Source organism: Kitasatospora sp. NBC_01287 (assembly GCF_026340565.1).
GTDB lineage: Bacteria > Actinomycetota > Actinomycetes > Streptomycetales > Streptomycetaceae > Kitasatospora.
In genome coordinates this window covers 4,663,067-4,684,042 of the sequence record NZ_JAPEPB010000001.1, presented here as the reverse complement: position 1 = coordinate 4,684,042, position 20,976 = coordinate 4,663,067, and the positions used below count along the sequence as shown (strand labels likewise).

Annotated in this window: 25 protein-coding genes, 1 pseudogene and 1 riboswitch; of the genes and pseudogenes, 17 read left to right on the top strand and 9 right to left on the bottom strand. The window is 70.4% G+C overall.

What is annotated here, in order from left to right; translation table 11 throughout:
• Positions 1–44: 44 nt before the first annotated feature.
• Positions 45–542 (bottom strand): MarR family winged helix-turn-helix transcriptional regulator, encoded by a 498-nt coding sequence (locus OG455_RS20035; RefSeq protein ID WP_266295632.1) that lies wholly within the window; start codon positions 540–542, stop codon positions 45–47.
• Positions 543–631: 89 nt separating this feature from the next.
• Here OG455_RS20035 and OG455_RS20030 point away from each other — a divergent pair, with 89 nt between their 5' ends.
• The gene (locus OG455_RS20030; protein ID WP_266295630.1) at positions 632–1,033 is read left to right on the top strand and encodes an SgcJ/EcaC family oxidoreductase; all 402 of its coding nucleotides are present in this window, start codon (positions 632–634) and stop codon (positions 1,031–1,033) included.
• Positions 1,034–1,264: 231 nt separating this feature from the next.
• On the opposite strand, the gene OG455_RS20025 is transcribed toward OG455_RS20030, so the two are convergent.
• On the bottom strand, positions 1,265–1,504 hold the full coding sequence (locus tag OG455_RS20025) for a hypothetical protein (RefSeq protein WP_266295629.1): 240 nt from the start codon (positions 1,502–1,504) through the stop codon (positions 1,265–1,267).
• A 37-nt stretch (positions 1,505–1,541) separates the two neighbouring features.
• Entirely contained in the window at positions 1,542–1,943 is a 402-nt protein-coding gene (locus OG455_RS20020; RefSeq protein WP_266295628.1) for an ATP-binding protein, read from the bottom strand.
• Between the two features lie 295 nt (positions 1,944–2,238).
• Between OG455_RS20020 and OG455_RS20015 the strand changes: the two genes are divergently transcribed.
• The 4 genes from OG455_RS20015 to OG455_RS20000 all read left to right on the top strand — a co-directional run bounded on the left by OG455_RS20015 (position 2,239) and on the right by OG455_RS20000 (position 5,427).
• Positions 2,239–3,105, top strand: a complete 867-nt coding sequence (locus OG455_RS20015; protein WP_266295627.1) for a helix-turn-helix transcriptional regulator — start codon at positions 2,239–2,241, stop codon at positions 3,103–3,105.
• Positions 3,098–3,301 (top strand): DUF397 domain-containing protein, encoded by a 204-nt coding sequence (locus OG455_RS20010; RefSeq protein ID WP_266295626.1) that lies wholly within the window; start codon positions 3,098–3,100, stop codon positions 3,299–3,301. The genes OG455_RS20015 and OG455_RS20010 overlap by 8 nt, the downstream gene beginning before the upstream one ends.
• A gap of 98 nt (positions 3,302–3,399) precedes the next feature.
• On the top strand, positions 3,400–3,603 hold the full coding sequence (locus OG455_RS20005; RefSeq protein ID WP_266295625.1) for a DUF397 domain-containing protein: 204 nt from the start codon (positions 3,400–3,402) through the stop codon (positions 3,601–3,603).
• A gap of 261 nt (positions 3,604–3,864) precedes the next feature.
• Positions 3,865–5,427 (top strand): globin domain-containing protein, encoded by a 1,563-nt coding sequence (locus OG455_RS20000; RefSeq protein WP_266295623.1) that lies wholly within the window; start codon positions 3,865–3,867, stop codon positions 5,425–5,427.
• Positions 5,428–5,447: 20 nt separating this feature from the next.
• Here OG455_RS20000 and OG455_RS19995 read toward each other — a convergent pair whose 3' ends face one another.
• Positions 5,448–5,975 (bottom strand): NUDIX domain-containing protein, encoded by a 528-nt coding sequence (locus tag OG455_RS19995; protein WP_266300886.1) that lies wholly within the window; start codon positions 5,973–5,975, stop codon positions 5,448–5,450.
• 145 nt (positions 5,976–6,120) lie between these two features.
• Complete coding sequence (locus tag OG455_RS19990; RefSeq protein WP_266295621.1) at positions 6,121–6,498, bottom strand: phage holin family protein; 378 nt, start codon at positions 6,496–6,498, stop codon at positions 6,121–6,123.
• A 58-nt stretch (positions 6,499–6,556) separates the two neighbouring features.
• Here OG455_RS19990 and OG455_RS19985 point away from each other — a divergent pair, with 58 nt between their 5' ends.
• The 4 genes from OG455_RS19985 (at position 6,557) to OG455_RS19970 (ending at position 8,959) form a co-directional block, all read left to right on the top strand.
• Complete coding sequence (locus OG455_RS19985) at positions 6,557–6,874, top strand: cupin domain-containing protein (protein WP_266300885.1); 318 nt, start codon at positions 6,557–6,559, stop codon at positions 6,872–6,874.
• A gap of 36 nt (positions 6,875–6,910) precedes the next feature.
• Complete coding sequence (tenA, locus tag OG455_RS19980; RefSeq protein ID WP_266295619.1) at positions 6,911–7,600, top strand: thiaminase II; 690 nt, start codon at positions 6,911–6,913, stop codon at positions 7,598–7,600.
• Positions 7,601–7,820: 220 nt separating this feature from the next.
• Positions 7,821–8,021, top strand: a complete 201-nt coding sequence (locus tag OG455_RS19975) for a DUF5326 family protein (protein WP_266295617.1) — start codon at positions 7,821–7,823, stop codon at positions 8,019–8,021.
• Positions 8,022–8,287: 266 nt separating this feature from the next.
• A complete protein-coding gene (locus tag OG455_RS19970; RefSeq protein ID WP_266295615.1) occupies positions 8,288–8,959 on the top strand; it encodes a VC0807 family protein in 672 nt (223 codons plus the stop codon).
• A 277-nt stretch (positions 8,960–9,236) separates the two neighbouring features.
• Here the strand turns inward: OG455_RS19970 and OG455_RS19965 are convergent, their stop codons facing one another.
• Both OG455_RS19965 and OG455_RS19960 read right to left on the bottom strand, forming a co-directional pair.
• Positions 9,237–10,721: a flotillin family protein gene (locus tag OG455_RS19965; protein ID WP_266295613.1), complete on the bottom strand. Its 1,485-nt coding sequence runs from the start codon at positions 10,719–10,721 to the stop codon at positions 9,237–9,239.
• Positions 10,722–10,933: 212 nt separating this feature from the next.
• On the bottom strand, positions 10,934–11,140 hold the full coding sequence (locus OG455_RS19960) for a hypothetical protein (protein ID WP_266295611.1): 207 nt from the start codon (positions 11,138–11,140) through the stop codon (positions 10,934–10,936).
• Between the two features lie 172 nt (positions 11,141–11,312).
• Positions 11,313–11,458: riboswitch (TPP riboswitch) on the top strand.
• Between OG455_RS19960 and thiC the strand changes: the two genes are divergently transcribed.
• The 4 genes from thiC to OG455_RS19940 all read left to right on the top strand — a co-directional run bounded on the left by thiC (position 11,455) and on the right by OG455_RS19940 (position 14,957).
• Positions 11,455–13,329 (top strand): phosphomethylpyrimidine synthase ThiC, encoded by a 1,875-nt coding sequence (gene thiC / locus OG455_RS19955; protein WP_266295609.1) that lies wholly within the window; start codon positions 11,455–11,457, stop codon positions 13,327–13,329. It overlaps the preceding riboswitch by 4 nt.
• A 164-nt stretch (positions 13,330–13,493) precedes the next feature.
• Positions 13,494–13,721 carry an AbrB/MazE/SpoVT family DNA-binding domain-containing protein gene (locus tag OG455_RS19950; RefSeq protein WP_266295607.1) on the top strand — a complete coding sequence of 76 codons (228 nt, stop codon included), beginning with the start codon at positions 13,494–13,496 and terminating at the stop codon, positions 13,719–13,721.
• Complete coding sequence (locus tag OG455_RS19945) at positions 13,711–14,157, top strand: type II toxin-antitoxin system VapC family toxin (RefSeq protein ID WP_266295605.1); 447 nt, start codon at positions 13,711–13,713, stop codon at positions 14,155–14,157. The genes OG455_RS19950 and OG455_RS19945 overlap by 11 nt, the downstream gene beginning before the upstream one ends.
• Before the next feature lie 266 nt (positions 14,158–14,423).
• Positions 14,424–14,957: an NUDIX hydrolase gene (locus OG455_RS19940; protein ID WP_266300884.1), complete on the top strand. Its 534-nt coding sequence runs from the start codon at positions 14,424–14,426 to the stop codon at positions 14,955–14,957.
• Here the strand turns inward: OG455_RS19940 and OG455_RS19935 are convergent, their stop codons facing one another.
• Entirely contained in the window at positions 14,958–16,277 is a 1,320-nt protein-coding gene (locus OG455_RS19935; RefSeq protein WP_266295604.1) for a hypothetical protein, read from the bottom strand.
• A gap of 175 nt (positions 16,278–16,452) precedes the next feature.
• On the opposite strand from OG455_RS19935, the gene OG455_RS19930 reads away from it, so the two are divergent.
• From OG455_RS19930 to OG455_RS42100, 4 genes and pseudogenes are all read left to right on the top strand, one after another.
• Entirely contained in the window at positions 16,453–16,944 is a 492-nt protein-coding gene (locus OG455_RS19930) for an ATP-binding protein (protein ID WP_266295602.1), read from the top strand.
• Between the two features lie 254 nt (positions 16,945–17,198).
• On the top strand, positions 17,199–17,339 hold the full coding sequence (locus OG455_RS19925) for a hypothetical protein (RefSeq protein WP_266295600.1): 141 nt from the start codon (positions 17,199–17,201) through the stop codon (positions 17,337–17,339).
• Entirely contained in the window at positions 17,336–18,523 is a 1,188-nt protein-coding gene (locus OG455_RS19920) for a methyltransferase domain-containing protein (protein WP_266295598.1), read from the top strand. The genes OG455_RS19925 and OG455_RS19920 overlap by 4 nt, the downstream gene beginning before the upstream one ends.
• A 500-nt stretch (positions 18,524–19,023) precedes the next feature.
• Positions 19,024–19,275 (top strand): annotated as a pseudogene (locus OG455_RS42100) (hypothetical protein); the annotation flags it as partial.
• Between the two features lie 131 nt (positions 19,276–19,406).
• Here OG455_RS42100 and OG455_RS19910 read toward each other — a convergent pair.
• Complete coding sequence (locus tag OG455_RS19910) at positions 19,407–20,537, bottom strand: methyltransferase domain-containing protein (protein ID WP_266295594.1); 1,131 nt, start codon at positions 20,535–20,537, stop codon at positions 19,407–19,409.
• Positions 20,538–20,976 lie beyond the last annotated feature (439 nt).

Genomic DNA, 20,976 nt, shown 5'->3' with positions numbered 1-20,976 from the left:
GGCACCGAACCGGTGGGTGATAGGCAAACCGGGAACACCCCGTGTCATGGCTGTTGCTTGCGCAGTTGGGTCAGTTCGTCGGTGAACTTGGTGAGGAGTCCGGCGAAGCCGGCGCGGTCCCGTTCCGGCCAGTCGCGCATCAGGTGACTGTAGAGCTCATGACGGGATCGATGTGTTATTGCCAACAACTCCTCTGCGGCCGGGGTCAGTTCGAGGTGAATGCGCCGACCGTCGGCCTGCGAGGCCGCCCGCCGCAGATAGCCGGCCTTGATGGCGGCCGAGACCAGGCGGCTGGCCCGGGAGGGATCGATGCCCAGCCGGTCGGCCACCAGGCCCACGGTGACCTCTTGGCCCGGGCGGTCCGGCCCCTCCTCGACCGCGTCCACGACGTCCGCCAGGGCCGGGTCGAGCGCCGGTCCGTCCGTGCGCTCGTGAAGCCGCGCCAGAGTGCGCCGGGTCATGCTGCGTCGCAGCTGAACCATGGCGCGCTCGACTGTCTCCAGGACCTGCTGGCGGCTCTCGTCGGCCTTCTCGTCTCCCATGCCCGCATTCTAGTCGATTCCTGCCATTGACATATATGTGCTTCAAGCATATATATGTCAATGGCACGCAAGCTGCGACTGAGGGGAACATGATGAACAGCAACACGGCGGAGACGGTGACCGGCGTCATGGCCCGGCTGACCAATGCCTGGCAGGCCAAGGACGTCCCTGGCTATCTGGCGCTGCTGGCCGACCAGGTGGACGTGGTCAACCGGGGCGGCCAGCGACTGACCGGCAAGCAGGCTTTCGCGCAGCACCTGAACTGGCTCTTGAACTACCAGGCGATCTTCGAGGCAGAGCACACCCTCGAGTCGGCGCGCGTCCTGCGTCCCGGGTTGGCGCTGGTCCACGAGCTGCGGATCGAGCCGCTTCGGCAGTCCCGTGCCACCTACCTGCTCGTCGAGCATGAGGAGGGGCAGTGGCTCATCGAATCGATCGCCATCGCCCCGATCGAACACCCCCGCGATCCCGCCACCGGCGAGCGCATCTGATCGACGCGCCAACAGAGCTGTACTCAGACGGCCCATCACGCCACACCGGGGCAAACATTGCCGGACGCGGCACGTAGTCGTTGGAAGGGGGTGGGCCCGGCGGGAGGGCGGTGTCCTCGTCGGGCCTGGTCAGTCGGAGTGAGGTGACGACCCCGAGGGCGACGCCGGCGAGCGCGAGCGCGAAGCAGATCGCCAGGGCCGCGATGATCAGGGTGTCCTCGGTACCGGGCCTCACCGGCGGATGCCGATGAGGCGCTGGCCGAGCCGGGCCGCGAGGTCCTGCAGCAGGTGGTCGGCCTGCTGGCGGGTGAGGGCGAGCGCGAGCTGCTCGCCCGGGCCGACGTGGATGTCGAGGTCGACGGCGGCCCGGAGCTGGATGGCGACGTCGGGCGCGGATTCGACGTCGACGTGGGCGACGGTGGTCCGCTCGACGTGAGCCGGGCCGGTGCCGAGGACGATCAGGACACCCATGTCCCGCTCCCTTCCGGCTCGCGCGTGGGAGCGGCGGTCACGCGGCCGAGTCCAGCTCGAACCAGACCCGCTTGCCGCCGCGCTCGTGCGGGTCGGCACCGAACCGATGGGTGAGCGAGCGGACCAGGTGCAGGCCCCGGCCGGACAGCTCGTAGGGGTCGGCGCTGCGGGTGCGCAACTCGGGAAGGGCGGGGCTGCCGTCGGCGACGGAGACCCGGAGCGTGCGGAAGGCCCGGTCGGCGAGGAGCACGACCACCACGACGGGCGCGGGGCTGCCGCCGTGCTTCCAGGCGTTGACGAAGAGCTCGTGCAGGGCGAGTTCGGCGTCCTGGATGAGGTCGGTGGACCACCCCGCGGTGGTGAGGAGGTCGCGCAGCTCCTCCCGGGCGGCGGACCAGTCGGGCGGCTGGGGGAAGACGGGGAGGGCACAGGAACGCATGGGGAACCTCCGCGAGGCGGTGGGACGGTGAGGTGATCGGCGGATGCGTCGCCGTGAGCCAGGCCAGGACGGGACTGGTTGAGGTCGCGCGTGGCTGCTTCTGCGGTGCGCGGGCAGGAGGCGCCTACTGCCCTGGTGACAGGCATTTCTGACGATCCGTCGGATCGGTATGGCAACGACGATAGCGCAGGCAGTCACAAATTTGTGCCGCTCGCGGGGGGATTCATCCGATCGTGGGTGGGACAGTGCTGGACACTGCGGCAGACTGATCTCCACCAGCTGTTGAGAGGAGACCATGGCCCTTCGAACCAACCCGACGCTCCGTCAGCGCCGACTTGGCACCGAGCTGCGACGGATGCGGGAGCAGGCCGGCCTCGGAGGCAGCCAGCTCGCACGCCAACTCGGCATCAACCCTGCCCACGTCACGCAGATGGAGAGCGGCAAGACGGGGCTCAGCGTGGAGCGCTTGTACACCATTGCCGGAATGTGCATGTGCGACAACCAGCCCTTGCTCGATGCGTTGGCCGAAGTCATCGCTGATCGGGGCAAGGGTGGCTGGTGGGAGGAGTATCGAGGCGTCCTTCCGGTCGACTACCTGGAGGTGGCAGAACTGGAAGGCCACGCGAAGAGGATCACGAGCTTCGCCATGGTCTACATCCCGGGGCTGCTGCAGACGCGTTCCTATGCCAGTGCGCTGTTCACAAGAGGACCCCTGCCGCTGCTGCCGCAAGAGGTCGACCTCAGGACCACGTTCCGCCTGCGCAGGCAGCAGGTGGTTCGATCCGGCGGCACACCGTACCTGGCGCTCGTGCACGAAGCCGCTCTTCGCGGCCAGTATGGCGGGCGTGACGTGCTCATCGGTCAGCTTGCCGCGCTTGTCGAAGACTCCGAGCACCCAGGAATCTCCATCAGGATCGTGCCGTTCGAGGTGGCTGACTTCCCGATCCCAAGTGAGGATCTCACCCATCTGACCGGGCCTGTCCCAGAACTGGACACAGTTCAGGCCGATGCGTCCTACGGGTCCCACGTCTTCGATCTGCCCGCTCACCTGAGTCGCTACCGTGCAACCCTTGAGCACATCAGATCCGTTGCCCTGCAAGAAGATGAATCGCGATCCTTCATTCGCTCGATCATGGAAGAGATGCAGAACAGGCATGACTAGTTCAGCGTGGCAGAAATCCAGCTACAGCGCTGCCAACAACCAGTGCGTCGAAGTCCGCACCGCCGAGGGCCTGATCGAACTCCGCGAGTCCGACGACGGTGACGTCATCGTCCGCACCACCCCCACCAAGTTCGCCAAGTTCCTCCAGGGCGCCAAGGCCGGCGAGTTCGACCACTTCGCCGACCCCGCCAACTGACCCCACCGCCGACCCCGCCCTTGTGGGATCCGTTGCCCTGCAAGAAGATGAATCGCGATCCTTCATTCGCTCGACCAGGGAAGAGATGCGGGATAGGGATGACTAGTTCAGCGTGGCAGAAGTCCAGCTACAGCACTGCCAACAACGAGTGCGTCGAGGTCCGCACCGCCGACGGCCTGGTCGAACTTCGCGAGTCCGACGAGGGCGACATCATCGTCCGCACCACCCCCACCAAGTTCGCCAAGTTCCTCCAGGGCGCCAAGGCCGGCGAGTTCGACCACTTCGCCGACCCCGCCAACTGACCCACCGGCGAACCCGATCCTGTGGGGCCCTTGTCTTCCGAAGGCCGCAGAACCGCGCGAAAGCACAGGTCTGCGGCCTTCTTCCCGGTGCGCGTGGACCACAGCGGAGCGGGTCCACCGGCCGCCCGGCGGGCAAAGGGAGCGACCTTAGCGCGCGGACGGGGCGTCCGTCCGGCGTTTGCGCGATTTGTCGGATCAGCTGTTCGGCCGTGCCACGCTGCTTGAGGCGTTGCTGGGACGACCGGAGGCGAAACGATTCTCTTGAGTACGCGTCAAGTCAAAGTGAGGTCGCTCTCCGCGCTGCTGGTCCGCTCGGGCGGCGGAGGGTCGGCCACGGCCACGGCGGTGCCGGGGATGGCGCCCGCCTCGCTCGCCCCGGCCGTGGTGCCGGTCGTACCCGTGGTGCCGGTCGTGCCCGTGGTGCCGCCGATGCCGACCGAGCCGCCGGCGATCCCCGCACTTCCGGTCGCCGCACCCTCACCCGCGCCCGCGCCCGCCACCGTCGAGCTACCCGCCCCCGCAGCCACGCCCGTGCCGTCGCTGCTCCCCGAGCCCCGGCCCGCCATAGAGCCGCTGTTCCGCTGGGCCCCCGGCCTGAACTGGGCCGGCCCCGGCGACGGTTGGAGCCAGGCCTGGGCGATGGAGGCCCTCGGCGGCACCGCAGCAGCACCCGCGCCCCTCGCCGCCGCACCGGCCGCGCAGCCCCCCACCCCCCGCGACCTGGAGCTGATCCGGGCCAGTCTGGCCGTGGTCGAGCCCCTCGCCGACCGGGCCACCGCCCACTTCTACGCGCTGATCTTCCTCCACCACCCCGAGGTCCGCTCGCTCTTCCCGGCCGCCATGGACGTCCAGCGGGACCGCCTCTTCCGCGCCCTGCTGGCGGCCGCCCGCGGCGCCGACGACCCGGCCGCGCTGACCGCCTACCTGACCCGGCTCGGCCAGGGCCACCGCAAGTACGGCACGCTCACCGGCCACTACGGCCCGGTCGGCGAGTGCCTGGTGGCCTCGCTGGCGAAGTACTGCGGCAGTCGCTGGGACGCGGAGACGGAGCTGGCCTGGCGCCGGGTCTACGCGCTGATCTCCAAGATCATGATCGACGCGGCCGAGCAGGCGGCCACGAGTTCGCCGCCCTGGTGGCAGGCCGAGGTGGTCTCGCACCAGACCCTGGGCCGCGATGTCGCGGTGCTGACCGTCCGCCCCGACCAGGCGTACCCCTACCGGGCCGGCCAGTACACCACCCTGGAGACGCCCTGGTGGCCGCGGGTCTGGCGGCACTTCTCGTTCGCCACCGCGCCGCGTCCGGACGGGCTGCTGAGCTTCCACGTCAAGGCGTTGCAGGCGGGTTGGGTGAGCAGCGCGCTGGTCCGCCGGGCGGCGCCGGGGGACGTGCTGCGGCTGGGCCCGCCGGCCGGGAGCATGGTGCTCGACCACACCGACCCGGCCCCGCTGCTCTGCCTGGGCGGCGGCACCGGGATCGCGCCGATCGCGGCCCTGGTCGAGGAGGCGGCCGAGCACGGGACGGCGGCCCGCCAGGTCGAGGTCCTCTACGGCGCCCGGCAGTCGGCGGAGCTCTACCAGCTGCCCGCGCTGCGGGAGTTGGAGCGGCGCCACCCGTGGCTCGCGGTGCACCCGGTGCTCTCCGAGGAGTCGGCCGAGGGCGCGCTGCGCGGGCTGCTCCCCGACGTGGCGGTGCAGCGCGGCCCGTGGGACGGACGCCGGGCCTACCTCAGCGGGCCGCCCGCGATGGTCCGCCGCGCGGCCGCCGCGCTGACCCGCTCAGGGGTGCGGCCCGAGCACGTGCACCACGACCTGCCCGAGGGCTGAGCGGCCGCAGGGCGCCACACTCAGCCGAAGTCCGGGGCCAGCAGCGCCCGTACGCCCTCGATGTTGGCGGCCAGGTAGGCGCGCAGCGAGGGCGGCACCAGGTTGACCGAGGTGACGCCCTCGCGGGTGAACGGCAGCCGGACGATCTCGTACTCGCCGCGCGGCTCGTCCACCTCGGGGCCGTGCCGCAGCGCCGGGTCCAAGGCGGCCAACCGGCAGACGAAGAAGTGCTGCACCTTGACCCCGTGCGGATGGGCCGGGGTGCCGTCCTCGTGGTGGGCGTGCGCGACGGTGTCCACGAAGGCCGGGACCACGTCGACGACCTTGCCGCCCAACTCCTCGTCCACCTCGCGGTGGAGGGCGTCGGCGACGGAGCGGTCATCCGGCTCGACGCCGCCGCCCGGGGTGATCCAGTACGGATGGCAGCCGGGGCGGGTGCGCTTGATCACGACCAGCTGGGCCGGCCCGTGCCAGGGGTCGTCGGCAGGCAGGTCGAGCAGGATCGCGCGCGCGGTGCGCTTGACCACCGGACGGGGATGGGGAGTCACCTCGGCCACTCAGGTCACCTCCGGATGCCTGTTGTGCCTCAGCATCCCGCAGGCCGGCCGGGCCGAAACCCGGACAGTTGGGCGAATTCTGATCGCCCGCCCCCGCCACCGCCACCCGGCCTGCCGGCCGCCCAGCCCCGCGCTGTCAGTCCTCGTCGCCGACCGCCAGGTGCAGGCCCCAGGCGACCAGGCTGATGATCAGCGAGCCGAGCAGCGCGGGCACGAAGCCCTCGACGTGGAAGTCCAGCTTCAGCCGGTCCGAGGCGACCGAGGTCAACCAGAACATCAACGCGTTGATCACGAAGGTGATCAGGCCCAGTGACAGGATGAAGAGCGGGAACGAGAAGAACTTCACCAGTGGCTTGATCAGCCAGTTCACCACCCCGAAGATCAGTGCGACGGCGACCACCGTCAGCGTCTTCTGCTGCCAGTCGCCGCCGGTCAGGGTGATGCCGTTGACGATCCAGGCGGCCACCCAGATGGCGGCCGCGTTGATAAGGGTCTTGACCACGAAGTGCTTCATGACCGGCATGGTCGCAGGCCAGGGCGGCCGGTGGAAGCACCCAGGAGAGGAGCAGCCGATGAAGGTCTTCCGGCTCGACGAGTTGGACCGGCACCGGGCGGACGAGCAGGGTGCCTACCTGCGCTTCCTGAAGGAGCGCAGCATGTCGGCGGGCCTGTACGCGCTGGCGCCCGGTGAGAGCGACACCCAGTCCGCCCACGAGCAGGACGAGCTCTACCAGGTGGTCAGCGGCCGGGCCTACCTGACCGTGGGCGAGGAGACCTGCACGGTGGCGCGCGGCACCGTGGTCTTCGTCCCGGCCGGGGTGCCGCACCGCTTCCACCACATCACCGAGGAGCTGCGGGTGCTGGTGGTCTTCTCGCCCCCCGAGGCCTGAACCGGGCGGCCCCGGCCCCGACGTAGGGTCAGTGGCATGACCCAGACCCCGACGCTGACCCCGACGCTGACCGACGAGCTGTGGGCCGAGACCGTGGCGCCCGTCTACCAGCAGATCCTGGCCCACCCCTTCCTGGCCGGCCTGACCGACGGGACCCTGCCGCGCGCCGCGTTCCGGCACTTCGTCGTCCAGGACTCGCACTACCTGCGCGACTACGCCCGCGCGCTGGCCGTCTGCGCGGCCAAGGCGCCCGGCGAGGCGGAGGTGCGGGCCTTCGCCGACGACGCGATCGGCGCGCTGGCCGCCGAGCAGGGGATGCACGCGGAGTTCCTGACCGCCTTCGGGCAGAGCGCCGAGCAGGCCGCCGCCGAGCCGGTGCTGCCCACCACCCGGGCCTACACCAGCTACCTGCTGGCCACCGTCTACGGCGGCTCCTTCGCCGAGGCGGTGGCCGCGGTGCTGCCCTGCTACTGGGTCTACGCCCGGGTCGGCGAGCAGTTGCTCGCCAAGTCCTCCCCCGACCCGCTCTACGCCCGGTGGATCGCGGTCTACGGCGACGAGTCCTTCCAGTCGGTGGTGCGCCGGGTGCTGGAGCTCACCGACCGGCTCGGCGAGCAGCTCTCCCCCACCGAGCGGCGCCGGGTGCACGAGCACGTGCGCACCACCACCCGCTACGAGTGGATGTTCTGGGACGCCGCGTTCCGGGGCGAGCAGTGGCCGGTCTAGCCGCTCGGCCGGCCGGGATCCCGAGGAACCGGGGGTAGGGAACCGATAAGTACGAGCCCGGTAAGGGCGACCCTGAGGGGCGCTCCTCAGGGCCGTATCCGGGTTCTCTCAGGGGCTCGAACCCTCGTTTCCGCTCATCGGCCCTCGTACGATCGAAGTACCGAAAGCGGACGGGACGCGGCGACAAGGGCCGACCCGAAGGGGAAGAAGAGGAACCGACATGGCTGAGATCTGGAAGTCGCTGCCCTCCTGGGTGCGGAACATCGTCGTCCCGATCCTGGTGCTGATCATCGCCATCAACGTGGTCGGGGTCGTCTTCAGCGTGATCAGCTCGCTGGTCTGGTTCGCGGTCAAGGCCCTGGTGGTGGTCGGCATCGCGGCCGCCGTGGTGGTCCTGGTCAAGAAGGCCGCCAAGGGCTGACCCGCACGCCGCCTCCGCTCCGGCGCCCGATCCCTGCCTGGCAGGGGACGGGCGCCGCGGCGTTTCCCGGCCCCGCCCGCTGACCCCTGCCCGCTGCCCCCCCCCGCCCGCTGACCCCTGCTCGCCGGACCCCGCCCGCTGACCGCCGTCACCCGTGCGCGTGACACCTGTCATGCGGCAGTGACGACAGCGGGCACTGACGCCGGATCAGCTCAACTTGGGATGATCCTCTTGTCAGCGGGCGGGCCAGCGGGAGGACCGGAACCATGAGCGAGACCACCATCACCGAGGCGGCCCCGGCCGCCAAGCGCGCCAACCCCCTGGTCGGCGCGCTGCTCCCGCTCGTGGTCGACATCGCGGTGCCGCTGGCGGTCTACTACCTGGCCCACTCGGCCTTCGGCCTGAGCCTGCTGTCCGCGCTGATCGTCAGCAGCGTGGTGCCGGCCGCGCGGACCCTCTACGCACTGACCCGCCGGCGCGAGGCCAACGCGCTGGCCGGCCTGATGCTGGTGGTCAACGTGGCGGGCATCGTCACCACCTTCCTCACCGGCGACCCTCGGCTGATGATCGCCAAGGACGGCCTGGTGAGCAGCGCGATCGGCGCCGGCATCCTCTTCTCCGCGCTGCGCGGCAAGCCGCTGATGGCGATGGGTCTGCGCCCCTTCCTGACCGGCGGCGACACGGCGCGCGAGGCCGCCTGGGAGCGGCTGTCCGCCTCCAGCGACGTCTTCCGCCGCCACGCGCTGCGGCACTCGGTGATCTGGGGCGCGGCGCTGCTGCTGGAGTGCGCGGCCCGGGTGGTCGGGGCCTACACGCTGCCGCTGACCACCATGGTCTGGCTGCCCACCGTCTTCCTGATCGGCGCGATCGGGGTGGCGAGCGTGCTCTCCGGGCCGAGCACCGAGCGGATGAAGAAGCTCCTCACCGAGCAGGCCTGACACCCCGCCCCGCCCACCGCTCCGACCAGACCGGAAGAAGAACCATGCGCGGCAAGGGCATCGACTACGACACCGGCTTCCGCCCCGGCGACGGGATCTCCCGCGAGGACTTCGACCCCGCCGTGGTGCACGAGGAGCTGCGGGTGATCGCCGAGGAGCTGCACCGCACGGCGGTGCGGATCTCCGGCGCCGACCCCATGGGGGCACCTCCCGCCCGAAGCGGTGTGGCCCGCCCCGCCCGAAGGCGGAGCGGGCCACACCGTCCCGCTGTCCGGCGTCAGGCGGTCGGGTCCGCCTGGAGCGGGATGGCGTGCGTGGTGGTGGCGGCGGCCGTGCTCGGCCTGGCCGCCTCGTCCGCGCTCTCGGCGGCCGGGCTCATCGAGCCGAGCAGCTGGCGGGCCAGCCCCAGGCCGGTGCCGCCCATGGTGAGCGCCTTGGCGAACATCTCGCCCATCCCCTCGGCGCCGTTGAGCAGCACCATGTGCTCGACGTTGCCGAAGGCCTCGGCTCCCGCCCGGACGATCTCCGGCCAGTTCTCGGCCAACTGCTGGGCGACCACGGCCTCCTGGTTCTCGGCCAGCGCGGCCGCCCGGGCCTTGATCGCCTCGGCCTCGGCCAGACCCAGCGCGCGGGCCGCCTCGGCCGTCGCCAGACCCTTGGCCTCGGCCGCGGCTGCCTCGGCCTGACCGGTGGCCCGGGTCGCCTCGGCGGCGGCCAGACCGCGCGCCTTGGTCGCCTCGGCCTCGGCCAGCGCGGCGATCTTCACCCGGTTCGCCTCGGCGCCCGCCTTGAGCTCGGTCTCCTTGGCCTGCGCCTGGGCGGCCGAGATGCGCGCGTCGCGGTCGGCCTCGGCCTTGGTGCGGGTCTCGTAGGCGCGGGCGTCGGCCGGCTTGCGGACCTCGGCCTGCAGCTGCTGCTCCTTGCGGTGACCCTCCAGCTCGGCGACCTTGGTCTCCTGGACCACGACCTCCTGCCGGGAGGCGGCCTGGGCGAGCGGGCCGGCCTGCAGCGCGCGGGCCGCGGCGGTGTCCATCTCGGCCTGGTAGCCGGCCTGCTGGATACCGGAGTTGCGGGTGGCCTCGGCCTTGCGGGCGAACGCCTCCTGCTCCGCCTCGGTGGCCTCCCGGTCGGCCGAGGCAGCCGCGATGCGCGCGTCGCGCTGGACGGCGGCGGCGTGCGGGGCGGCCAGGTTCTTGATGTAGCCGGTCGGGTCCAGGATCTCCTGGATCTGCAGCGAGTCGATGATCAGGCCGAGCTTCTCCATCTCGGCCCCGGAGGCGGCCCGGGTCTCCCCGGTCAGGCGCTCGCGGTCGCGGATCATCTCCTCGACCGTCAGCCCGCCGACGATGGAGCGCAGGTGACCGGCGAAGACGTTGTGGACCCGCTGGCCCATCATCTTCTGCTGGTCCAGGAAGCGGCGCGCGGCGTTGGCGATCGACACCGTGTCGTCGCCCACCTTGAAGATCACCACGCCCTTGACCTGGACCGGGATCCCCTGCGAGGTCACGCACTCGACGTCCAGGTCGGCCTCGTTGAGGTCGAGCGAGAGCTTGCGGACCACCTGGATGCCGGGGGTCACCAGGGTCCCCCGCCCGGTCACCACCCGGAAGCCGAGTCCGTCGGCGAGGCCCTCGGTGCGGTGCTTGGAACCGGAGATGATCAGTGCTTCGTTCGGCTCGGCGACCCGCCAGCACATCTTGAAGATCACGATCAGAATCACGACTGCCGCGGCGACGATCCCCGCGATGGTGCCGATCAACATCGGCCTTTTCCCCCTTCAGGGCACACCGCTCCGTGGCTGCGCTCGGTTGTGCAGGATTGCGCGGAACGCGGTGGCGAGTCGAGATTCTGCGCCTGTTTCGATCAGTTGGCCAGTCCGGCGCGGCGTGTCCCGCGAGGCTGTGACAGGTGGTCACCCGGCGTGGACCTCGGTGGCCGGAAGGCGACGCAGTGTGCCGGCCGAGTTGCCGTGGTTCAGGGGCCCGCCGGGGCGACGTACACCGTGCGCGGCGGCTGGTACTCGACCACCAGCACCGGTGTGCCGACCGGCAGCGCCTCGCCCGGCAGCGCCAGGTAGGCCAGGAACGCCTCGGTGCTCTGCCGCTCCGGCACGTGCACCATCACCTCGCCGACCAGGCCCGGCCCCACCTTGCCGGTCACCCGTCCCAGGTATCCGATCACGCGACCACTCCCCCTTCCGTCCCGCCGTCGTCGGCGTCCTCCCAGTCTGACGCACTGTCCGAATGCCGCCCCCGCCCGGTGCCGATCCGGCGTCGTCGCGCTGCCCGGACCCCTACTGGACCACCCCCCGGGCCTGCGGCTACCGTGTGGGACACATCTTTGGGCAGGCAAGTCCGCCTGCCGACGGGAGCTCGGAGCACCGGGCTGAGAGGGCGCTGAAGGGCCCGTGGCCGTTTCCCAGGCCATGGACCGAACGCTGCGCCGACCGCAGGAACCTGGACCGGGTAATGCCGGCGTAGGGAGTAGAGGGTCTGATGACCACATTTGATGACGCACGTCCGGCTGCCGACGCACGCCCGGCTGCCGCCGACGCGGCGGCCGACGCCACCAACGCGTCCACTGCCACCCCCACCACCGTGACCAGCGCGACCACCGGGTACCCGACGCCGGCCTGGCGCAAGGCCTACCGCGAGGGCTCCCGTCCCGACCTGCGGGTCCCCTACCGGGAGGTGGTGCTGACCAACGAGCGCACCGTCCCGCTGTACGACACCTCGGGCCCGTACACCGACCCCGCCTTCGAGGCCGACGTCCGCCGCGGCCTGCCCCCGCTGCGCGACCCGTGGATCCGCCAGCGCGGCGACGTCGAGGAGTACGACGGCCGCGAGGCGCGCCCGGAGGACGACGGGATCAAGCACACCTCGCCGCGCGGCGGCAACCTGCGCAACCTGGACGCCGTCTTCCCCGGCCGCCCGCGCCGCCCGCTGCGGGCCCGCGACGGCGCCGCCGTCACCCAACTCGCCTACGCCAAGCGCGGGATCACCACCCCCGAGATGGAGTTCATCGCGCTGCGCGAGGGCCTGGCGGCCGATTTCGTGCGGGACGAGGTGGCCCGCGGCCGCGCGGTCATCCCGCTGAACGTCAACCACCCCGAGGTCGAGCCGGCCATCATCGGCACCAACTTCCTGGTGAAGATCAACGCCAACATCGGCAACAGCGCGGTCACTTCCTCGATCGAGGAGGAGGTGGAGAAGATGACCTGGGCCACCCGCTGGGGCGCCGACACGGTGATGGACCTCTCCACCGGCCGCAACATCCACACCACCCGCGAGTGGATCCTGCGCAACTCCCCCGTGCCGATCGGCACCGTGCCGCTCTACCAGGCGCTGGAGAAGGTGGACGGCAAGGCCGAGGAGCTGAGCTGGGAGGTCTACCGGGACACCATCGTCGAGCAGTGCGAGCAGGGCGTCGACTACATGACGGTGCACGCCGGCGTGCTGCTGCGCTACGTCCCGCTGACGGCCCGCCGCAAGACCGGCATCGTCTCGCGCGGCGGCTCGATCATGGCCGCCTGGTGCCTGGCGCACCATCAGGAGAACTTCCTCTACACCAACTTCGAGGAACTCTGCGACATCCTGCGCGCCTACGACGTCACCTTCTCGCTCGGTGACGGCCTGCGCCCCGGCTCGATCGCGGACGCCAACGACGAGGCGCAGTTCGCCGAGCTGCGCACCCTGGGCGAGTTGGGCCGGATCGCCCGCGAGCGCGACGTCCAGGTGATGATCGAGGGCCCGGGCCATGTCCCGATGCACAAGATCAAGGAGAACATGGACCTCCAGCGGGAGATCTGCGACGAGGCCCCGTTCTACACGCTCGGCCCACTCACCACCGACGTGGCGCCCGGCTACGACCACATCACCTCCGGCATCGGCGCCGCGATGATCGCCTGGTGGGGCACCGCGATGCTCTGCTACGTCACGCCCAAGGAGCACCTGGGCCTGCCGAACCGGGACGACGTCAAGACCGGCGTGATCACCTACAAGATCGCCGCCCACGCCGCCGACCTCGCCAAGGGCCACCCCGGCGCCCAGGAGTGGGACGACGCGCTCTCCGACGCGCGCTTCGAGTTCCGCTGGGAGGACCAGTTCAACCTGGCCCTCGACCCCGAGACGGCCCGCGCCTTCCACGACGAGACGCTGCCGGCCGAGCCAGCGAAGACGGCGCACTTCTGCTCGATGTGCGGGCCGAAGTTCTGCAGCATGAAGATCAGCCAGAAGATCCGCGCCGAGCACGGCGAGGGATCCACGGCGGTCAGCAGCGACTTCGACGCCGAGGCGCTGGCCGGCATGGCCGAGAAGTCCGCCGAGTTCGCCTCCCACGGCAACCGGGTCTACCTGCCCCTGGCGGACTGAGGCACCACCTGACGAGGCGCTGGTCCGGGAGGCAGGAGGGGGCTTCCCGGCCCGGCGCCTTGCCACGTCCGGCCGGTTCCTCTGTCCGCATCTCGCAGTCAGTGATTCGGTCGCGGGAGTAGTATTACGTGGTAGGGGTAATACGTGCTACTTCGAGGTGGGAGATGCGACTCAACAGCAAAGGGCAGGTCACCATCCCCGCAGACCTTCGCGAGAAGTGCGGCCTGCGCCCCGGGGATGAGGTGGACGTCATCGAGGAGGACGGCGTCCTGCGGATAGTGCGTCGGGAGGGCCATGGCACCAGAGGACAGCGGGTGGCCCGCCGGATGAGGGGAAGCGCCGTGGGCGGCATGTCCACTGACGAGATCATGGAGCTGCTGCGTGGCGAGTAGCCTCTTGAGGCTGGTCGGCCCGGGCCGGGCGCGGCCGGTGACGCTGGTCGACTCCTGTGTGTTGCTGGATCTGATGACGGACGACGATGCCTGGGCCGACTGGTCGGAGGCCGCGCTGTCCAAGGCCCAGGACGAGGGCGAAGTGGTGATCAACCCGATCGTCTACGCGGAGGTCTCGGTGGCGTACGCCGCGATCGAGGACCTGGACGCCGTCCTTCCCGTCGAGGACTTCGCGCGGGAGCAGCTCCCTTACGAGGCAGGGTTTCTGGCCGGCAAGGCCTTTCTGCTGTACCGCAAGCGTGGCGGGCAGAAGACCGCGCCCTTGCCGGACTTCTACATCGGCGCGCACGCGGCGGTGCGCGGCTACCGGCTGCTGACCCGTGATGCCACGCGCTACCGCACGTACTTCCCGACCATCGAGTTGCTCTGCCCCTAGTCAGGCGTGACGGAGCCGCTGTGGCGTTTCGCTCATGCTCCGGGGGCCACGTGCGGGCGGCCGAAGTGTGTCCGTTCCTCGGTGAGGTCCATGTGGCCGGTGACAGCGATCACGGTCATGCCGTTCCCCTGCCCCGGCTTCCCCGGCGATCAGGTTGCCAATAGCCGAGATCCACTATTCGTCAGTCTGACATGAATTCGCCCGAACTCCCCTGAGGACGCGCAGGTGTCTGACATGCTGAAGGTCCACCGAGAGGGGCCGTGGCGATGCAGTGGAAGATCCATGGGGAACGTCCGATCTACGAGAACCCTTGGGTGAACGTGTGGTTGGTCGACGTCGAGCAGCCTGACGGGCACCGGTGGGAACACCACGTACTCAAGCTGCGGCACCTCGCCGTGACCGCCGTGGTGAACAGCGAGAAGCAGGTGCTGATGATGTGGCGGCACCGCTTCATCACCGACTCGTGGGCCTGGGAGCTTCCCATGGGCTTGATCGAACCGGAGGAGACCCCGGCCGAGGCCGCTGCCCGCGAGGTGCTGGAGGAGACGGGCTGGCGGACCAACGAGGTCAAGCCACTCATCTACGCGCAGCCGGCGAACGGCATCACCGACTCGGAGCACTTCGTCTTCCGCGCCGATGCCGCCAAGTACGCGGGGCCGCCGACCGAGCGCAACGAGTCGGACAGGATCGAGTGGATCCCGCTGTCCGAACTGCGGGGCATGATCGACCGCCGCGAGATCGTGAGCAGCGGATCGCTGGTGGGCGTGCTCTATCTGCTGCTGGATGAGGCGGGTCTCTGATCAGCGCGCCGTCTCGCTGATGCGGGCGGCCAGCTCCGCAGCCGCAGGAGCATTGCGGTGCGGCCCCAGCAACTGGCGGAACTCCAGGAGGTGCGCCAACACTCGGGGTGACTCCACAGTCGTCGCAAGGTCGAGAGCAGCAGCCGCTGTCGCGCAGGCCAACTCGACTTCCTTACGCTGGAGTTGAGTTCGCGCGAGCCAGAACGTGTGAAAGGCTCTGGCTCGCGCATTCGTTGTCGGTTCAGTTTGCAGGGCTTCGGTAATGAGGGGCTCCGCCGCCGCTGCGTCACCGAGCTGGCCGAGAGCGATTCCGGTATCGACGGTGAGCTTGGTCCGGTCGAAGTACAGGACCCAGGAAGGATCGTCGTCTTCCGGGGCAGCACGTTCGAAGTGGTTCACGGCCTCGTTGATCGCGTTGTGGGTACCCTCCCGGCTGTTGGCACTGGCATGCCCGAACGCTTCGCGCATGGAGAGCATGGCCATCAACCTGGGCGTACCGCCATCGAGCCGCGCGCTGTCCTGCGCCGCTCGCGCCAGCGTCACAGCGTCGCGAGCCTTGTCCTGGTAGGTGGCCTGGAGACTGAGGCAAGCAAGCACGTTGGCGATGAACGGGCGGTCATCGATCTCGCGGGCCAAGCGCAGGGACTCGGTGAAGTAGGTCCGAGCCGTGCTGTACTGCCGCGCGTCGAAGTAGGTCCATCCCGTGAGGCGTGCGAGTTCGGCCGCGATGCCATGGAGGCTGCGCCGGTAGTTGGGCTCTGCGGTGTCCCGCAGTATGCCCGTGACGTACCTGAGCTGTCCGATCACTGCCGGCCGCAGCGCTTCACCGCCGTGCTCATCGTCGCGACGCCAGTAGTCCTCGATCGAGGCTTGCAGTGATCGCAGCACGGTTGGCGTGACCCTGGCGCCGGCCGCGATGGCGAGAATGTCGTCAAGCTCGCTACTGGGCAAGGCAGTCTCCCCAGCCTTGGCCGTGGACTTCACCAGCCGACTGATCGTCATGCTCGTCTGGGGGTAAGCCCTGATCTCGGCGCACTCCCACGCCCGGGAGGTGAGGCCGAGCAGGTGACCCGGAATTCTCAACCCATCGGCGATGCGCTCAATGACAGTCATGTTCGTGATCTTCCGCTTGCCGGAGATGACCTCGCCGACCCTGCTGGGCGTCAGCTCGCAAGCTCTGGCAATGCGGGACGAGTGGAAGCCACCCCGTCGCTTGGCGAGTTGGAAGATCTTGGCGAAGTCCCGAGAGGTACAGGCGGAGATCATCTCCGGGTCTGTGAGCAGTCGCTGAGGCAACCCTGGCGCGGTGGACTCGGTCACATCCAGAACCCCCGCCCCGCAAGATCATCGCTCAGTGTCACGTCAGATAACTGACTGCAAGTTTACTCACCCTGGGTACACCGGCTGGCCTTATTTCGGCAACGTCCCTACCGCAATCCTGAGATCCCCGAGGGCCCCCCGGGGGTTGACTGGAGGCAGAGGACGGTCCGAGCTGATGAGCCCCTTGGACACAGCATCGTTCCCCGTGCCGTACGAGTGGGGCGTCGAACCCGACGCGGCCGCCGTCCCACCGGCCCGGCGCCTGATCGTCGACATCGCGCGCTTCTGGAGGGTCCCGCTGTCGGACGACGCCCTGCGGGACGTGGAGTTGTGCGCGGGCGAGCTGCTGGCGAACGTCGTGGAACACGCCAAGGCCCGCTGCATGGTGACCGTGCGTTGGACCGGCCTGCGGCTACGGGTGGAGGTGACGGACACCAGCCCGCACCCACCCGACTCGTCGGCCACCGTGGACACGGTCACCGGTGGCCGTGGCCTGCTGCTGGTCGCCGGGCTGGCGCACTCGTGGGGCTGGTCCCCGGCGGGTGCGGGCAAGGTCGTCTGGTTCGAGGTCGCGGCCGACCAACTGGTCACCGGTGAAGAGCGCCTGGCCGTCCTCGTCAACACCGCACATGCCCAGGTCACGGACCAGCTCTCGCGTTCGAGCTGACCGCTTTCGGGCTCCGCCCACGGATGCCAAGGCATTGGCCGGGCGGATCAGCACCGGTCGCGCCCGTTCCCCTGAGGGTCGGCCGGCGCTGCAAGCACACAACGCTGCTCACTTCGAGAGGAGTTCACACATGAGTACACCTCCCCCGCCGAACCGCCCGCCGATACCCGGTCCGATGCCGCCGCGCGGCAATCGCACGGCGGCCTGACCGGGCCGACCAACCAAGCAACCAGTGAACGAAGGAGAGAGCAGATATGGGATGGGGAACCGGTAAGGGCGGCAGCTCCGGCGGCGGCAAGCACGGCGGAGACAAGGACTTCAGCAAGGACAAGCCCTCCAAGGACGGGCAGCGGCCGACGCCCGACCCGAAGCACAAGGACGGCGACAAGAAGTGACGCCCGACCTCCAACTCGACGAGCAGGCCGCCTCGCGCGGCCTGCTCCGCTCGGTGGCGGACGACCTCGGGCACGAGATCCCCGGCGAGTGGGCCAGGGCGCTCACCGCCGTCCCCCGTCACCTCTTCATCCCCGCCCTGATCCGGGTCGGCGACGACAACGAGCCGCTCGCCCGCGCGGACGACCCGGCCGGGTGGCTCCGCGCCTCCTACGCGAACGCCCCCGTGGTCACCCAGGTGAACGACGGGGCCGACCCGGGCGACGGTGACGTGTGGCCGTCCTCGTCCGCGTCCATGCCGTCGGTGGTGGTCCGGATGCTCGAAGATCTCGATGTCCGCGAGGGCATGCGGGTGTTGGAGATCGGGACGGGAACGGGATGGAACGCCGGCCTCCTCGCGCACCGTCTCGGCGACGCCAACGTGACCTCGGTCGAGGTGGACGCCCGGGTGGCTGCAACCGCCCGTGCCGCGCTCGGTGCCGCCGGCCTGCGCCCTGAGGTGGTCCGCGCCGACGGCGCCGCCGGCTGGCCTCCCCGCCGGCCCTTCGACCGGATCATCAGCACCTGCGCGGTCAATCGGGTGCCGACGGCCTGGCTCGCCCAGGCACGACCCGGCGCGGTCATCCTCACGCCGTGGGAGAACCCGTGGATCGGCTGGGGCACACTGCGCCTGGTGGTCGGTGACGGCCGCGCCGAAGGCCGCTTCCTGCCCTACGGCTCGTTCATGCTGATGCGCTCGCACCGCACCAACCTGCGGATCTTCCGCGATGTGGTGAGCGACGACCACCAGCCGGACGAGTCGACGACCGAACTCGACCCCTGGGTGGTGGCCGGAGCGGACGCCGAGATCCAGTTCGCCATCGGCTCCCGGCTCGGCGACGTCTGGCACGCCCGGCAGCACGATCCCGACGTGGACGGCGTCGCGGTGCGGCTCTGGCTGGCCACCACCGACGCTTCCTCCTGGGCGGCCGTCGACTGGGACGGGGCAGCGGACGCGCCGCGGTTCACGGTCTGGCAGCACGGGCCCCGCCGACTGTGGGCCGAGACCGAAGCCGCCCACCGCTGGTGGCTCGACAACCACCGCCCCGGGCCCCACAGGTTCGGCCTCACCCTCACCCACAACGCTCAGCACATCTGGCTGGACGACCCGGACACTGAGCTGCCGCGCTCCAGGAGCTTGCGATGAGGTCGCCGACTGCTACGGCCACGTCGTCCGTGGGCTGCGGCGTTCACCGCCTCCAACGGACGCGGCCACTGGCGGACTGACCCGGTCAACCAGCAAGAGGCGCCGCACCGGGAGGCAGGAGGGGGCTTCCCGGCGCGGCGCCTCTTGCGCTGCGGGCGCGCGGGGGTACGGGAGGCTGCGCCAGGGTGTGCCCCCTGGCTCAGCTCTTCCTGGCCGCGCCGTCCGGCCAGATGACCTCCACCGGCGCCCCGGCGGCTTCGGCCCCCGGCCACCGTGTCGGCCGTCCCGCCCGGACCGTTCCCTGGCCGGCCGTCCCAGACCGCGAGGAGCCGATTCCGCCGCACAACCGCACGCAGCGGGCCGTGTGATCGATGATCCGGCCGTGGCGGCGGGTCAGGAAGCAAGCCGTTCAGTGCCGGGTTGGCACACCAGGAAAACCTCTGGGCGATCTCATCACCGGCCACTAACGTGCGGGGACGGGACCGTGGGAGGGTGAACTGATGTGCCCAGCACTGCTGGTGGATGTGGACAGGCCACTGAACCCGTACGCCGCGAAGCCGCACCGGCGCCCCGAGGGCTACGAGACGCACCAGCTGATCACACCCCGCTGGAAGGCGTACGAGCACCGCCGCATGGCCGAATCGGGGCTGTCCGACAGGCCGGTGAAGCCCCTGCGGGTGTGGTTGAGCCCCGACCACGGGCCGGCGCCGGCCGCGCTGCCCTTCGAGCTGGTCCGGGCCATGACCTGGAGGAACGCACCGAGCTTGCACCTTGTTCCCGACCTGCGGAAATGAGCTGAGATGCACGGTGCCACGACTCCGTTGTGGCCCCTTGCCCGTGCGCCACGGGGGACGACGCACGGGCAAGACGGTGCTCGGGCCCGCTAGGTGATCGGGTGGTCCGGGCTGTCGAGCCAGACGGCCTGTTCACCGTCGGCGGTCACGGTGATCCCGAAGCGGGTCAGCTCGGGCCTGCCCTCCTCCAGCCACCAGAGCCGGGCCCTGGTGATCTCGTCCCAGAGCCGACGCGGCCCGGCCTGGTGCACCGCGCCGTCGTCGTCCCAGTCGCTGTAGCTGACCGACGCCCAGGAACCCCGGCCGTCGGTCAGCTGCATCCGGTACGTCAGCGCCGGGTCCTGCTCGTCCCAGGTGTGCATATAGCGCGCCCCCGGCACCCGCAGCCCGATGACGAACGCGGCGTGCACGCTCTCGCTGGCAAGCTCCGGGTCCATCCGGGACGGGCCCCGCGAGTCCGGGGCCGTGGCGGGGCGGTCCGCCTCCTGTGGGCGCTGAGCACGCACCCACATGAAGCTGACGTTGTCCACGAACCGCCCGTACGACGGCCCGCCCACCTCGCCGACCTCCAGCCGCAGCAGCCCCGCGTTGGCGTACGGCGTGCCCCACGGCGTGACGATCACCCCGCCGGGGCGAGTCTGCTCGATCCACGCGCGCGGCACCCGCTGCACGGCGGCCGTCGAGTGGATGCGGTCGAACGGCGCGGACAGCGGCCACCCGTCCAAGCCGTCCCCGATGACGCTCACGGGCTTGAACCCGGCCGCTGCAAGGCTCCGCCGGGCCGCGTGGCCCACAGCGGGGTCCAGCTCGACCGTCGTCACGTTCTCATCACCGAGCCGGGCGCAGAGCAAGGCGGCCGTCCACCCCGTCCCGGTGCCCACCTCCATGACCCGGTGGCCGTCCTCCACATCCAGGTGACCGAGCATCCGCGCGACCAGCGCGGGCAGGGAAGCCGAAGACGTGGGCACCCCGGGCCCGTCCGGCTTGCCGTCGTCCAACTGCGTGACCACGACGGTGTTTGCGCCTGCCAACTCCTCCCAGCGCTCCGGCTCATCGGCCTTGCGCAGCCGCCGGAACCCGCTCGGGCCGTCCTCGTCCGGGGCCCACACCACATCGGGGACGAAGGCAGAGCGCGGGGCGCGCTCGAACGCGCCCCGCCACTCCTCGCCCAGGTCGCCGGCCCCGGTCAGCCCCGCGAGCAACTGTGCGTATTCGTTCATCAGTTGCAGCCGCTCACTTGCTCGGGGCCGGGGGGATCGGCTTGCTCCACTGGCCGTCCGACTCCTTCGGGCTCTGCCCCTTGTCCCCGCTCGAACCGCCCTTGCCGTCTCCGTGCTTGCCCATGACTGGGGTCTCCTCTCCGTCGATGGTGCAGATCAGTTGGTGCGCTTCGGGGCCCGCGCACAGGGGCGCCACGGGCCGGAGGCCACACCGGGCGGCATCGGACCCGGGCCCGGGGGCCTGTTGGGTCCGGGCGTCGGAGTGCTCATACTGGTGTCTCCTCACACTGAGGCGGAGCCGGACACCGATGCCGATGGGTCCGGTGCGCGGAACAGGGTTCGGCCCGGCGTGTCCGGGGCGGCCGATCCAGGCGTCAGCATTCGGCATCGGGCAGCCCCTTCGCGTGCACGTGGCACGTGCAACCAGGGCGCAAGCGCG

Bases quoted from the DNA above. Each gene is read 5' to 3' on its own strand.
- OG455_RS20035 (WP_266295632.1), bottom strand. From the start codon at position 542: ATGGGAGACGAGAAGGCCGACGAGAGCCGCCAGCAGGTCCTGGAGACA.
- OG455_RS20030 (WP_266295630.1), top strand. From the start codon at position 632: ATGATGAACAGCAACACGGCGGAGACGGTGACCGGCGTCATGGCCCGG.
- OG455_RS20025 (WP_266295629.1), bottom strand. From the start codon at position 1,504: ATGGGTGTCCTGATCGTCCTCGGCACCGGCCCGGCTCACGTCGAGCGG.
- OG455_RS20020 (WP_266295628.1), bottom strand. From the start codon at position 1,943: ATGCGTTCCTGTGCCCTCCCCGTCTTCCCCCAGCCGCCCGACTGGTCC.
- OG455_RS20015 (WP_266295627.1), top strand. From the start codon at position 2,239: ATGGCCCTTCGAACCAACCCGACGCTCCGTCAGCGCCGACTTGGCACC.
- OG455_RS20010 (WP_266295626.1), top strand. From the start codon at position 3,098: ATGACTAGTTCAGCGTGGCAGAAATCCAGCTACAGCGCTGCCAACAAC.
- OG455_RS20005 (WP_266295625.1), top strand. From the start codon at position 3,400: ATGACTAGTTCAGCGTGGCAGAAGTCCAGCTACAGCACTGCCAACAAC.
- OG455_RS19990 (WP_266295621.1), bottom strand. From the start codon at position 6,498: ATGAAGCACTTCGTGGTCAAGACCCTTATCAACGCGGCCGCCATCTGG.
- OG455_RS19985 (WP_266300885.1), top strand. From the start codon at position 6,557: ATGAAGGTCTTCCGGCTCGACGAGTTGGACCGGCACCGGGCGGACGAG.
- tenA (WP_266295619.1), top strand. From the start codon at position 6,911: ATGACCCAGACCCCGACGCTGACCCCGACGCTGACCGACGAGCTGTGG.
- OG455_RS19975 (WP_266295617.1), top strand. From the start codon at position 7,821: ATGGCTGAGATCTGGAAGTCGCTGCCCTCCTGGGTGCGGAACATCGTC.
- OG455_RS19970 (WP_266295615.1), top strand. From the start codon at position 8,288: ATGAGCGAGACCACCATCACCGAGGCGGCCCCGGCCGCCAAGCGCGCC.
- OG455_RS19965 (WP_266295613.1), bottom strand. From the start codon at position 10,721: ATGTTGATCGGCACCATCGCGGGGATCGTCGCCGCGGCAGTCGTGATT.
- thiC (WP_266295609.1), top strand. From the start codon at position 11,455: ATGACCACATTTGATGACGCACGTCCGGCTGCCGACGCACGCCCGGCT.
- OG455_RS19950 (WP_266295607.1), top strand. From the start codon at position 13,494: ATGCGACTCAACAGCAAAGGGCAGGTCACCATCCCCGCAGACCTTCGC.
- OG455_RS19940 (WP_266300884.1), top strand. From the start codon at position 14,424: ATGCAGTGGAAGATCCATGGGGAACGTCCGATCTACGAGAACCCTTGG.
- OG455_RS19930 (WP_266295602.1), top strand. From the start codon at position 16,453: ATGAGCCCCTTGGACACAGCATCGTTCCCCGTGCCGTACGAGTGGGGC.
- OG455_RS19925 (WP_266295600.1), top strand. From the start codon at position 17,199: ATGGGATGGGGAACCGGTAAGGGCGGCAGCTCCGGCGGCGGCAAGCAC.
- OG455_RS19910 (WP_266295594.1), bottom strand. From the start codon at position 20,537: ATGAACGAATACGCACAGTTGCTCGCGGGGCTGACCGGGGCCGGCGAC.